We start from the raw sequence: 13,701 nt of genomic DNA on the forward strand, positions 1-13,701 counted from the left end.
CAACCGGCCACCGAGACCTGTACGGTGAGCAATGGTACAGGCACTATGGGTAGTTCGGCTGTGACAAATGTTCAGGTGGACTGCACTACGAACACTCATACCCTAAGCGGTACGATTTCAGGGCTTTCAGGCTCTGTCTCCTTAAAAAACAATGGCGGTGACGCTCTGACGCAAAACGCTGATGGGAGTTTTACTTTTGCAACAGCAGTGGCTCAAGGGACTTCTTATAATGTTACTATCTCGTCACAACCGGCCACCGAGACCTGTACGGTGAGCAATGGTACAGGCACTATGGGTAGTTCGGCTGTGACAAATGTTCAGGTAACCTGTTCTACCAACACGTACACGGTTGGCGGTACGATTACAGGGCTTTCAGGCTCTGTCACCTTAAAAAACAATGGCAGTAACGCTCTGACGAAAAACTCTGGTGGAAGTTTTACATTTACAACGGCAGTTGCTGAGGGTAGCACTTATAGTGTTACTATCTCGTCACAACCAGCAACGCAGACCTGTACGGTGAGTAATGGCACAGGCACTATGGGCAGCTCAGCAGTGACTACGGTGCAGGTAACCTGTTCTACAAATACTTATACTCTAGGTGGCACGATTTCAGGTCTGTCGGGGTCTGTATCCTTACAAAACAATAGTGGTGATACATTGACGCGAAGTGCTAATGGGAGTTTTACTTTTGCAACTGTAGTTGCTGCCGGGAGCACTTATAATGTAACTGTATCTTCCCAGCCTGGGTTACAAACTTGTACCGTGAGCAATGGTACAGGCACTATGGGCAGTTCTAATGTAACGGATATCCTTGTTTCTTGTGCAAACAATACGACCACCTTGTCTGTCAATGCAACTGGAACCATTCCTGTTGGTAGCGGCTCAGGAAGCATCACCATTACCAATACCGGCACGACTTTTACCGCTTATAATGTTTCTGTTACTTTGCCATCAGGTTGGACTGGCGTAACCCAAGATGCGAGTAATTGTACCAGTATTGCCCCTAATAATGGCACGTGTACTATAACCTTTACCACTACAAAGCCCTATGTTGCTCAAGGAAATATTCCCGTAATTGGTGATAATATTAGCAATGCGCCCAAGTTGGCATTAGCGTTTACGGTACAGGGGTTTCTCGTTTGGGAAATAACGGATATGACAACGGTGCAGGTTATAGATACTGCAACTTTTTCACAAAAGTGGGGTTATTATCTATTAACTAATGCAGGAAGCTTTACTAATGGGTTTAGCAATACCGCCATGATTAAGAATAACGGTATTAGCCCAACTGCTGGTTTGGATTGTTATAATAGAACAAGTGGTGGTGCTTCGGTTGGTACTTGGTATCTGCCTGCAATTTGCCAAATGGGCGGATCAGGTTTAGGAGCCGGTTGTGCAACTGGCCTTGCTAATATTAATACTAATCTTGCACTGCTTGGATTTGGAGGCCTCTCTGGTACTTACTGGAGCTCTACAGAAGGTCCCAGTGGGCCTGCGGGTTTAGCTTATTGGCAGGTTTTTGGTAGCGGCAGCGCCCAAAATATCAATGGTAAGAGTGTTTCTTATAACGTTAGGTGCGCTCGAGCTTTAAATTTTTAATATATTATAAGGCCACTAGAGTGGCTTTATTGAAAAATTAAGTAGCAAAAGGGAGTAGGGACTCTTTGCAGGAAGGTACGAAATTTTCCACAACACCCTTATACCCCTTTACCAATCTAGGCTGTAGCCAATAAATTGATTTTTCTATTGGTTACCAACTTTTCTATAATCTCATGTAATTTAATACATTTCTTCTTGTTAATTAATGTACTGCCATGCAGCCGGAGATAGTCGAATAACTTTGGTAGGTAACGGGAGCACAGCAATGTGGTCTCGTTACCTACCAATAATCTGAGTTAAAATTTCAGCCTTTCATATTTTATGAAAAGCTGTTCTTGATGATTAATATAGGGAAAAGAAGCTAGATGATCTTTAGTATTTTCCTCTTTGGGTTAAGGAAAATTCCGAACACATCGAAATCGCAATCCTGTGGTCTTAGAATCCAATAGCTGAGCACCGAACGGGAAATTTACATTTCTCGCAGAAACGGCATTTATCTGCGATGAGCTCCAGTAGTACCCAGAGGAAAACCCGCCAAAGTTACAGGGAATGGCGGTGTTAGAGCACAGCACGCCATGAATTGTAGAGAGTTCATTTACTGCGGGAAGATACCAGTCTGGTGTTGAGATACCGCCCAAATTTCTACACCCATAAGCTGCACAGTTAGCAGTATTTCCTGAACAGGATACATTAGCCACTATGGCGTTAGTATTGGCAAGCCCATCACTCAAGCTGGTTGCGCCAGATATGTCAGATGGAGGGCTATTATTTGTCCATCTACTAGTAGTATTTACCTCATTGACAACCTTGCCACTGCCTCCGTTTTCCTCAAATACCAGCCCTCCTAAATAAGAAAAGGCAATTAATGTAGCAGGGCTATTGGCTGTATTGTTGCCACTTACTGTAATCATACACGGCGCATAAGGGGTGCTGGAAGTCAACTCCAGCGTGCAGTTACCTCCCGGTACCACGCTAGTACAGTCACTATCATCTACGGAAAGGCCAAGGCAGGTACCCTTATTACTCACCGTAACCATATTGGCATTCACCAAACTGGTGATATCATTATTGAGTACTAAAAACAATGACGCCCCAGACACCCCAACAATTCTGTTTTGCTGTATAGGACCCGTAATACTTATAATTGGTTGAGTAGTCACTGTTATATCGACATTTACTGTGTTGGTATTGTCCCCTGAGATAGATAGATGCGTTGGTCCTTCCTGCATGTTTGCAGTAAACGTAATCGTACAGCTTGCCCCAATTGCAAGGCTCGATCCGCATGTTGAGCTTTGTACTACTATGTTGCTGCCCTCTGGAATTGTTGCAACCACATTGTTTGCTGCGCCTGAAGAATTCGCATTATTAGTCACGGTGACACTGCCAATTGAATTTACCTCAAACAGCAAGGTGGATGGAGCCAGTGTAATCGCAGCACTTGTAACAGAGACCCGAGTAATATTTAGGCTGTTGGTACCACTTGGTCGATAACATTGGTTTGGGTTTGGGCTGTTATCAGGGTTCGCCTGGCAGAGAATTGGACCTTCATGAATACCACTTTTGGGAAGTGCGCTACCTTTAATAGCAAGATTTAAGGTACAGCCGTCCCCAGCTCTTCCTTTTGGGGCTAGTTGACAGGGCGTGATTTGGGTAATTCCTGATATAGGCTGCATCATCAGTGTTTTAGGTTTGTTTGATTGATTTTGTACCACATACAGCACATTAGCTGCTTCACTTTCAAGGACAGTTTGCGTTGGATTGCTTCCTGGTGCTGGAACGATAGTCCACAGCGGCTTAGCTGCATGTGCTACTGTCCATAACAGACATGATAACAGGGCAATCAAAATCTTACTATTAATATTTTTTTTCATCATTTCAATCCTTATGTCACGTAAGTGAGGTTCAATTCACCATAAAGAGCTGCCTTTCATTTTTTACGAATGCTGAAAATTTTAATGAAAAGAGCCAAATTAAATTGCCGAAATCAGCCACATTATTTTTCTTGGCACTGGGGACTAAATTCTTCTATGACGCGTGCATCAGTAAAATTTAAATAAATAGCGGTTGTTTGGGTTTTTCGGCACATCCAGCGGGTCAACACAGTGGCATTAAACCGATGATAACTCCACACTGACTGACCTCTAATTACCATACAAGGTTGGCACCAATACTGCCATTATATGCATAGCTATTATTCATATTATTTAGGCCTATATCATAGCTAGCGCTTGCATAGAGTTTGATATGTTCTTTAACCTTTGCAGTAAACCCTCCTGTAATCTCAAACCAATTCCCTCTGTGCTCCGAAGTAAATGGAATTGGACCTGTTTCAGAGGAAAATGAAGTAACCGCATTTCCTTTGAATTTTCGCCATAGACTGGGTCTTAACCAAGCGGTCATATCAGAAACAAACTGTTTTTGGGGTATTGTGACTTTAAAATCTTTGGAAAGTCGCGCTCCAATACGCCCAATGTATAGGCATCTACTTTGCTCCAACCAGCTTTTATCTGTTTAAATTTTTGCGTATCGCCATTAATTTGTCCTGCTGCACCTGACGTTGTGATTGAAGAATTCGAAATGACTGTTTGTGTCGGCAATAAAGTACTTGGATTAGAATAAACAACAACCCCATATGCAGAACTTCCTTCTGTCACAATGTGATTATTTTCAAGGGATAAATTACCACCGTTATAGCTAATACCTCCAAAGGCACTAGCGCCCGTAGTATGAATCATCAGCAGATGAGGCATGTATATTTGAACTAGCACTGGATGAGTAGATACCATAGCTCCCATTTCCTGATGTAACAATATGATAATCAGCAAGTTGACTGATAGAATAAGTAGTACCAAGAAAACCATAAGTCCCGGTTCCAGTCGTGGTTGTATTACTAACAATAGTTGAAGTACTGCCATCAGATATGTTGACTGTGGATGTTATAGTTCCGGGACCGATAGTTGCCGCGTAACAACCAGAAGAAATCATACCAACTATACTGCAAAAAAACGAAATTATTTTGCATTAATTATTCCATCCATAGAATAAAATTATTTGAAATGGTCTTATTTGATATTTCCATTATGAATTAATCATCAGCATTAGGACTTCATAAATTCTGTTTTATCCTTAAAGACTTAATACATTTTGCCCATCTATATTAACTGTGAAAAGAACATTTTTGCAATTAATCTTAGATATAAAAAATCGTCAACTAGAGCCACACGAGTCATCCGAAAGGTAATATTTTTCACTGTCTCATTGAAGCCGGTAGACTAAATTTATACCCTCACTCACCAAAATGACTGCATCAGAATCACAAGACCAGCGTTCAACTGTGGTGGTTCTTGAGTTGGCCTGGGAAAAGGGAACAACGCTCACTAGCCATCTGGTCACATACAGTAATCACTAAGTCAATGGATTGGCATGTAAACATTCTCCTTCTGGAGAGACAATTGCCATTCCAAAGAGGGCATTTTCAATCGTGTTACGAAAATTTGCTTCACTGCGTTTTAAATCAGATAAAAGATTAGAGCTGTATATTTCTAAGTAAAATGTTTTTATTAATGATTGATGAGCTACATCAGCACTTAGGAGCATTACAGTAAAATAAAGTAATGCATATAGGATTCGGTGACCAGTTTTTCTTCTATCTGCGCGTGGGGAACACACGGAAATTCCATTTGAAATTTATCCTTATGATGATATTTTTCAACCGTTAAGTTTAAGTATAGCCCTTTTTTCCTAGAGGAATAACTTCCTCCTTTTACATAAAAAAACCATTTTTTGATCTAAATAAAATCAATTTGGTGTACATATTGCTATCTTATTGGGTATTGAAGGCGTTCGATTAGATTATCAAAGTCGTATCGAGCCATTTATGTTATTAATAACGCGGGACAAATAGAAGTCGTTGAAATTATTGAGGTGAACAAATATGATTACTAGAAATACACAAAAAACTTTAGGATATCTTGAAAGTCTTATGGGGGAAAAATTAACTTTAGGTTTTTTTATCCTTGCTATTCGTCAAGGAGAGGAACTAAGTCAAGTCGAATTTGCTAAAACTCTAGGTGTTTCAAGACAGGTTTTGTGTGATATAGAGCATGGCAGAAGAATTATTAGCCCTAAAAAAGCTGCTGAATTATTAGGCTATTCAAAAAACAATTCGTTCGGCTTTGCTTGCAAGATATGATTGATCGAGATCATTTAGGGTTAATTGTTAAAATAGAAAATGCAGCCTAAATATCAGCTAGATCGGTGCATAAAAGATGGGCTATTGTTCATTTAAGACTTGTGAATAACTACAATGGATCTTTGGATGAAGAATAAAAAATTAATATAACTCAAATGGATTTTTATGCTTTCATATTTAAACCGAAAAATGATTGCTCCACAAATCATCACTATTGAAAATAAAGTATCACTTGAAGATTCTATTTGGATCGATTTATTTTCTCCATCAATAGCAGAGGAAGAGCAAGTCGAACAATACATGGGTCGAAATATCCCCACACGCGCAGAAATGGTCGAAATTGAATTATCTAGCCGGCTATATAAGGAAAAAGATGTTCTTTTTATGACTGCGATGATGCTCGCTCAATCCGATTCGCCTGATCCTCAACTTGACCCTGTTACCTTTGTTCTAACGCAGAAACAGTTAATTACTATACGTTACATTGAGTCGCAATCTTTTAAACTATTTATCTCAAAAGTAAAAAAAATGGAGCCCACCCAACGTGATGCTGTAACTTTACTTATTGAACTATTAGATGCAACTGTTGATCGTCTAGCCGATATCTTAGAGCTTCTTGGAAGCAGATTAGATCATTATTCTAAAACTATTTTTGGACCTCAGAATAACTCAACAGAAAAACTTGATTATCTACAGCTTATGCAACAAATAGGTGTACATGGCGATCTTAACACGAAAGCTCGTGAGAGCCTGGTAACGTTCAATCGTTTCATTTCATTCTTTGGACAAACAGCACACTCAAGAATTGGTAAGGAAGGAAAATTACGATTAGCAACCTTAAGTACAGATGTTGCCTCATTAAGTGACCATGCCAATTTTCTGTCAACAAAAGTGAATTTCTTGTTAGACGCAACATTAGGCATGATTAGCATTGAGCAGAACAATATTATTAAGATCTTTTCTGTTGCAGCAGTTATTTTTTTACCTCCTACACTCGTTGCGAGCATCTATGGAATGAACTTTCAATTCATGCCCGAATTGTCATGGAAATATGGGTACTTATTTGCTATTGGTCTAATATTATCCGCTGCATGGTTGCCGTATAAATATTTTAAGCATCGAAAATGGTTATAATAAAAAATTACTTTTCTTTATTCTGGCATACAAGCAAAGCATAAGAGCAAACTAAGGCTAGAATTAGCCACACTACATACGGCGCAGTGTATTGAAGATATGGATCTTCCAGGATACAACCTGTATCAGCTAAAAGGTTAGCGTAAAGACTGCTGGTCAATAACAGTGAATGGCAACTGACGTATGACATTGCAGTTGCCGTTGGACGGTACACCAAATCAGCATCACAGCAGAGAATCCAATTTCATAACGCTAAAGAAATTTCGATAGCGGCTGCCGCCGAGATTTTTTGCGCCTAAAATTCAACCAGACGCTCTTTCTTGCGTTAACAAAAGTTAAATTAACGATGCCTACAAGTAAGTTGGGCTTGACATCTCAAACGACGCTTGCCTGTTAAATTATTTACAAGTGCACTAATAATTATTATACTGCGCCAAAAAAAAACAATATGATTTTTTTAATCATCTTAACTGAGGTTTTTATGTCGAGAGTTAAAGCAGGAATCCAAACTGATTATGTCGTTGAGAGTACAACCGAAGTTGAAGTTGCGCAGGAAGATTATTATTCAGATAATTTTAATTTCCAAATAGTCGGCCTCAGTGAATTTATCACTTTATTTCAACAATATTATCCTAAATCCACGGATGCTCCTCACAAAATCTGGCATAATCTCTTCGGTAATGATTCTGATGGTACATTTAAAAAACTCAATCCAGATGTCCGTTACCTAACTAAAGACTCTTGTGAGATGATTCTTGGACATTACCGCTTATTTAAAGAAAGTGGTATTGATTTTCATCACTTGCCCAGTGGTTTTTTCTTAACCAAAAATCCTCAGCATGGAGGGGTGCGTGATGTATTACATTTCAGTGATTATCTAGCCACTCATCGTCCTCAGACCAATCCTTTAGCAGCTATCTTATCACTTAAACCCGTTGACGAGTCTTTCCAATTTGAGCACGGATTTCCCCCTCCTCAATCTCAATGGTATGAGTATTTACGTAGTCACATTATTTCTAACGATAAGACTGCTTATTGTAGTGAAAAAGAATTAAAAGATGCGTTTATTACTTTTTCTAATACACTTAAGCGTCAGGGGCTTGAATTTTATCCTTATGATTTTGGCGCTCTCCGGAAAGATTTTAATCCCATTATCTTATTGGGCCGCTGGGATACACTATTAACTCAACCCAATTTAAAGAAATCAGACCGCGAGAGTCAATGGCAACAATTGCCCAAGTTATCCTTAACTAAGGGATATGGAGCCTTACGGGCAATCACTGATTATCAAAACACCGAGCATCCTTGTGGTTTTGTCTTACCAGAAATGTTTGCAAGTGGCTATAATGGAGATACTGAGTTCAGTTTTATTCGAACAGTTGAAAAATCAAAGAAAATAAACGGCAGATTAGATTTTTGGCGTTATTTAGCCTATCAGCCACAACGTAATTCCATGGAATTTTACCAAAAAGCGTTGGCAAAAATTGACTCGATGAACCTCAAGGATGCTGAGAAAAATAAAATACAACAAATACTCGCTGGAAGTACTTCAGGAAGAGGGCATGTCTCAAAAACGACTGAAGAAGAAATTAAGGAATTAGAGGTTTGGAATGAGTTTTGCCACAATATAGACAATATAACCACGGTCAGTTTGACGATGCAGCTTGTGGCAAAATGGTTCGGTGGTGAACAAATAAAAAACAATTTTATTGTTCATCTTAATCGACTTGATGAATTTCCCAATATTCCATTCTTACACAGTATGGCCGAATGCATCAAGAAACACATTGAAGCATTAACACCGCAAGGAGTTTTGCTAGCTAAGGGCATTTCCAAAGATCCGTTACATAACCTGGTTGGTTTATCCGACAAATTAAATGCTCTCATTTCCATGTACAATACTGATTTTTATGATGGCGCTCGATTTTATTTTGTTGATAAAAAATGGTTATTTCTTGATGTGCAAAAATATGTTGAACTGCAATACGATTTGCACCAAAAAAATCGTCATGCTGCCGCGTTACTCATTCCCTATTTAAGTACTTTTCAGATTAAGGACTTAACTGATGGCAACGAAGTAATCAATTCATTGTCGCAAGTGTCTTTTGACGTTCGCAAAGATCTGACTTATTGTTTGGGTTTCTTTAAAGATGTAATCGAACCACAAGATAAAGAAACTTTAATCAAAATAGTTGAAGATCTTCGCACCAGAACACGAACCTATACATTAATACCGCTTCTTGAGTACATGCAAAGTAATTTTTCAGCTTCATTCCCACAGGGTTATTTTGAAAAAAAGAAAGAGCAATTAATAGATGCTCAAGAAGGCTTGAGTGAAGAGCAAAAACTCAATGTTCACAATTTGCATCTTTCTAAAGAACAAACTGAAGCAATAATAAGCATTGAATCGGCTATGGTTCGAAAAAATAATTCGATTACCACTCTTGAACTGGAGCAATTAAATGAAACATTTATTTGCTTAAGCCAATTGATTACCAGTGCTGATTTTACTGAGTTCACAACAAGACTAGTATCCATAAAAGAATATATGCCTCGGAATCCTAAAATCTTTGAGCATTTACTTACTCTTTTATGCCAGCAAAGAACATTGGAAAGTTTTAATCAAATATTCTTTCGCAACAAAATTGAAAAAAGTAATAATAATGAATTAATTAACAAATTCAATTTATTCATTGAAACTATAAAACCTCTTGGAAAAGCTCAGGGGACAATCAGTTCTCTAAATATTCAGGATCTTCTAGCAACAATTGTACTCAATTGCAGTCCTGACGTATTCAACAATAATTTTGTAGACCATATTAATGATATTCTTCAAACGTTGAAAAATATTAGTGAAGCGCATCCCCATATTCAACAACATTTATTGGATGCCTTTGTCCATATAGCTGATAAAAATACCCCTTCTTATTTTAAAAATGTTGTCAAATTTACTCAATGCATTCGCTCAATGGCACAAATGCTTCATTCAGGAAATGATGAAGATGCACAACAAGACATGCTTACCTTTTTTTCAATACTTGCTAATTTTAATCAAGATCCAAAGAGCTTGGTTAAACTCTGGAAACAAGTCGCTGTTCTCGAAGATGCTGAGCAACAAAAATTCTTTTTGAACATGGTGAATAACCTGGTACAAAATAAACAATCTCTTGATGGGTTCGACAAGTTGATCCTTAAAATCAAGAGTGATACTCGCTTATTCCCGATTCTTGAAGCGGAGTGTGCGCATCCTCCTTACCCTGCAATAAAAACCATCCGCCAATGGTTATCCGAAAATGAATTCAAAGCTAAATATCAGACTTTCAGTATGCGACCTTATGGAAAAAGACGTTTTGATTTTGCTTTTAATCGCCAGGAATTTGATAGTCAAAAATTGAAATTTATTGGGGTCGAACCGTCTTTATTCACTGCGGAGCTGGCTGATACGATCCAAGAAAAAATCAGGGAAAATCGCGGTCTGTCTGTACAGGAATTGCGTCAAATCTTTATTACACTTAAAGAAGAAAATCCTCTTGATAAGGATCAAAAGCTGACGTTACTTTGTGCCTGTATTGAAATGTTGGCACGAACAACAGCCCAATTTGATCAGGGAATTCCTCCTAAATGGATTAGTCAGGAACTCAATACGACGCAGATTATGGCTCTCTATGCCATGTTGACCAATGCAAATCATAAGCTAATTAGTGAAATTGATACTGGGGAAGGTAAATCACGAATTATGATGGTTCTGGCTGCCTGCCAAGTTGCTCACGGCAAGACAGTTGATTTTATGACCAGTGACATGCCACTGGCTGAAAGAGATTATTTGACTTATAACGCGTTCTTTAGTGCCCTAGGTATAAGAACCAGCCTGATCTCTTTAAGTACCCCCAAGCAACTGTATCAAAAAGATGGTGTGAATTTCTCCGATAACAGTCAGTTATTATTACTGCGTAATAAAAGTGATATCAATCTGGATTCATTCGCCTATCTTGAGGAACAAGAAGAAAAGCGCTGTTTATTAGTGGATGAGGTTGATAAATTTCAACATGACAAGAGTCAGGATTCTTACAATTATGCCTCTAAATCTAAAAAATTAAGTGGCTTCATCTGGATTTATCCATTTTTAGTTGATTTTGTTAGTCAAACACTGGAAGAAAATCCACGTACAAAATTTGATGTTGAGAACATGGGATTAACCGATAAGTTAGTGGAGTTTATTGCTATCCATGATAAGGATGATCTTCACAAGTCCAGCATAGCCAGTTTGAGAAAAAATCATGGAGCTCAATTGATAACCTGGCTTTACGCTGCTTACACTGCGTTGCATCTGAAGGAGGACCATGATTATAAAGTCACAGAAAATACAGAGGAAAAATTATTTGCGGTGCGTGATATAGAAGGCTATACACGTTACACACGTAAAGTATTGGTACTTGATAATGGCCGTCCTGTTGAAGGAAGCTCTTTTTCTGACGGAGTTCATCAATGTCTTTGTGCTATTGAAAATCAGAAAGCAGGTAAAGAAGAGTTTGTGATCCAGCCAGAAAATGCCACCCAACGGGCTTCTTATCCTGTTTCATTTATGGCTCTGTATGACAAAGGCCAAACCTTCGGCGTGAGTGGATCTAGTCGAAGAGAGGGACCTAGTTCGAATAAAGCGATTAATTATGAAAACATTGATTATCTTCGCATTCCTCGCCAGAAAATTTTACGTCGTGAAGACCAAAAAATTTGGGCGGCAAAAGATAAGACACAGCAACTTGAATTTATTAAACGAAGTATCATTGAAAAATTAAGTCAGAATCCACCTGGGTCTGCCTTACTGATTTGTAAAAATGATCAACAGAGTAAAGAAATTTACGCTACCTTGATCGCTGATAGCGAATTCATGACACGAGTGGCTAAACATAAGCGTGTTCATGGTTTGACAGAAAAGAACGATGAAGTCACTGCAATTGCAGAAGCAGGTGAACCCGGATCTCTTACCGTTTCTACCGCAGGCATGTTTTCTCGTGGTGTGGATATTAACGCAGAAAAATTATTGGTTCTTGCGGCCTATGTTCCAACTCTGGAAGATGAAATACAAATTAAAGGCCGTACGGGACGATTCGGTAAACTAGGTGAGTATCGCATGATTCCTGATTTATCTGATCCGGATTGTAAGCTAAATGGTTCTACTTACAATATTTATAATGAGATTGACAAAGTACAAAAAGAAATGGCCTTAAATGCAGTTTCCCAAGAAGAAATTTCCAAACTTTATGCGGATTTCTTGGAAAATATTCATCAGGTTTTTTTGGCAAGTCTTGCTAAGAAAAATCCGGTTGAGCAAGTGAAATATCTGGAAACCTGGCAAAAATGCCTCAATGATCTGCAAAAGGATTGGGATATTAAAAAAGAACCTTTACTAGTATCTATTGAGGAAGGTAATAAAAACGAGTTTGCCATGTTATTCAAAAAATTTACTACTCGATGGAAAAAGAATGTTGCTAGTTTTGTTAAAGAGGGGCAATCTGACTTTAATTCGGACAAATCCTTCACCATTTATGCTGCGATACAAAATCAACAGGGATTTTTTAAACCCCAAAAACAAGCGATTAAAGTGCAACGCCGTTATGATCCCGCTGATGATGGTCAGGCTTGTATTTATTCCAGCTTATTTGCTCAGGAAACAGCAATACTTCGAGGTGAACGTGCTTTGTTTGCTGACTTTTATGCCTGGAGAGAGGGGCGCGGTGCACTGTTTCCTGATTTTATGGCGACACTTCGAGGTGAGCGTCCTCTATTTGCCAATTTACGCGCGGTTATTGCCAAATTGATTGCTGAACTTAAAGCCTGGTGGAACAATAACACAGTTGAAACGCCAATTTATGATTCCGATTTAGAACCTGCTGTTTCGAGTCAAGAGGAAGAGTTGGATGATGATTATATTGACTATGGAATCGAAATGTAACTCCATTACCGGAATGGATTGAATAGACTGCTTATTCAGCCGATAGAGCAAGTAGGCTCACTCCCATTAGGTTAAGGAAAAAGGCTATAGTTCCCGCGCAGGTGGGAACTATAGCCTAAATTGGTACGGTACTTCCTTGGAAATAGATTCCCGGTTGTAATATAATGAACCATTCCAGGAGGGATTATCAAACTCTATGGGAAGCTCAACAGGACATTTTGAATTACATCACCATGTCTACGTTTGATCCAACGTATTAAAGCCTCATTCAGTTTTGTGTCGATATAGCTGAATGTTGCTTTAGATACTACGTGCCTTTGGTAATAGCACCATCCCAATATTTTAGGGTTCAGCTTATACAGTAGGTCGCTAGTTTTTGACGATTGGTTACATTTGATAATTTCCTTCAACTCTTCTAGAAAATTTTTCACGAATTACGACTGGGTTTAATCAATAGTTTATCGTTGTATTTACGCACGTTGAACCCAAGAAAATCAAAGCCATCATCAATATGGGTGATCTTGGTTTTCTCCTCCGAAAACTGAATGCCTTTCTCACTCAGAAATTGCTCAATCGCTGGTTTTACTGCTAGTTCTAACAGTTTCTTTGAGTGTGCAGTGATAATGAAATCGTCAGCATAACGAACGACACAGACTTTATTTTTTGAAGAAACTGCAGTTTTCACAGCGCTCTCAAAACCGTCAAGCGTCATGTTGGCCAGTACGGGGGAAATTATTCCTCCGGTAAGTCAGCCAAAGGAACTTCCCCCTCAGCTGCTCGCAAAACCGGACGTGAAACTCTCGCTTCATCCGGCTTCCATCAG

The 13,701-nt window shown here is 38.9% G+C and carries 9 protein-coding genes and 1 pseudogene; 4 read left to right on the top strand and 6 right to left on the bottom strand.

Annotation, left to right across the window (positions count from 1 at the left end; genetic code table 11):
* Positions 1–1,599, top strand: a pseudogene (locus tag ACQY7T_RS03240) (hypothetical protein); the annotation flags it as partial.
* A 392-nt stretch (positions 1,600–1,991) separates the two neighbouring features.
* Here ACQY7T_RS03240 and ACQY7T_RS03245 read toward each other — a convergent pair.
* The 4 genes from ACQY7T_RS03245 to ACQY7T_RS03260 form a co-directional block, all read right to left on the bottom strand.
* Positions 1,992–3,473 (bottom strand): DUF1566 domain-containing protein, encoded by a 1,482-nt coding sequence (locus ACQY7T_RS03245; protein WP_428411279.1) that lies wholly within the window; start codon positions 3,471–3,473, stop codon positions 1,992–1,994.
* Between the two features lie 271 nt (positions 3,474–3,744).
* The gene (locus ACQY7T_RS03250; RefSeq protein ID WP_428411280.1) at positions 3,745–4,095 is read right to left on the bottom strand and encodes an autotransporter domain-containing protein; all 351 of its coding nucleotides are present in this window, start codon (positions 4,093–4,095) and stop codon (positions 3,745–3,747) included.
* Positions 3,996–4,460, bottom strand: coding sequence for a hypothetical protein (locus tag ACQY7T_RS03255; protein ID WP_428411287.1), 465 nt, complete (start codon positions 4,458–4,460; stop codon positions 3,996–3,998). Before ACQY7T_RS03255 ends, ACQY7T_RS03250 begins: the two co-directional genes overlap by 100 nt.
* Before the next feature lie 544 nt (positions 4,461–5,004).
* Positions 5,005–5,268, bottom strand: a complete 264-nt coding sequence (locus ACQY7T_RS03260; RefSeq protein WP_428411281.1) for a hypothetical protein — start codon at positions 5,266–5,268, stop codon at positions 5,005–5,007.
* A 265-nt stretch (positions 5,269–5,533) separates the two neighbouring features.
* Between ACQY7T_RS03260 and ACQY7T_RS03265 the strand changes: the two genes are divergently transcribed.
* From ACQY7T_RS03265 to ACQY7T_RS03275, 3 genes are all read left to right on the top strand, one after another.
* Positions 5,534–5,791 carry a helix-turn-helix transcriptional regulator gene (locus ACQY7T_RS03265; RefSeq protein ID WP_428411282.1) on the top strand — a complete coding sequence of 86 codons (258 nt, stop codon included), beginning with the start codon at positions 5,534–5,536 and terminating at the stop codon, positions 5,789–5,791.
* Positions 5,792–5,956: 165 nt separating this feature from the next.
* Positions 5,957–6,925 (top strand): magnesium/cobalt transporter CorA, encoded by a 969-nt coding sequence (gene corA / locus ACQY7T_RS03270; protein ID WP_428411283.1) that lies wholly within the window; start codon positions 5,957–5,959, stop codon positions 6,923–6,925.
* 481 nt (positions 6,926–7,406) lie between these two features.
* Positions 7,407–12,878 (top strand): helicase-related protein, encoded by a 5,472-nt coding sequence (locus tag ACQY7T_RS03275; protein ID WP_428411284.1) that lies wholly within the window; start codon positions 7,407–7,409, stop codon positions 12,876–12,878.
* Between the two features lie 194 nt (positions 12,879–13,072).
* Here the strand turns inward: ACQY7T_RS03275 and ACQY7T_RS03280 are convergent, their stop codons facing one another.
* Positions 13,073–13,309: a group II intron maturase-specific domain-containing protein gene (locus tag ACQY7T_RS03280; protein ID WP_428411285.1), complete on the bottom strand. Its 237-nt coding sequence runs from the start codon at positions 13,307–13,309 to the stop codon at positions 13,073–13,075.
* Positions 13,306–13,614: a reverse transcriptase domain-containing protein gene (locus ACQY7T_RS03285; protein WP_428411286.1), complete on the bottom strand. Its 309-nt coding sequence runs from the start codon at positions 13,612–13,614 to the stop codon at positions 13,306–13,308. Before ACQY7T_RS03285 ends, ACQY7T_RS03280 begins: the two co-directional genes overlap by 4 nt.
* Positions 13,615–13,701 lie beyond the last annotated feature (87 nt).

This window comes from Legionella sp. (genome assembly GCF_965140895.1).
Taxonomy (GTDB): Bacteria; Pseudomonadota; Gammaproteobacteria; order Legionellales; family Legionellaceae; genus Legionella.

Coding starts and splice junctions, on each gene's coding strand:
- ACQY7T_RS03245 (WP_428411279.1), bottom strand. CDS start 3,473: ATGATGAAAAAAAATATTAATAGTAAGATTTTGATTGCCCTGTTATCA.
- ACQY7T_RS03255 (WP_428411287.1), bottom strand. CDS start 4,460: ATGGTTTTCTTGGTACTACTTATTCTATCAGTCAACTTGCTGATTATC.
- ACQY7T_RS03265 (WP_428411282.1), top strand. CDS start 5,534: ATGATTACTAGAAATACACAAAAAACTTTAGGATATCTTGAAAGTCTT.
- corA (WP_428411283.1), top strand. CDS start 5,957: ATGCTTTCATATTTAAACCGAAAAATGATTGCTCCACAAATCATCACT.
- ACQY7T_RS03275 (WP_428411284.1), top strand. CDS start 7,407: ATGTCGAGAGTTAAAGCAGGAATCCAAACTGATTATGTCGTTGAGAGT.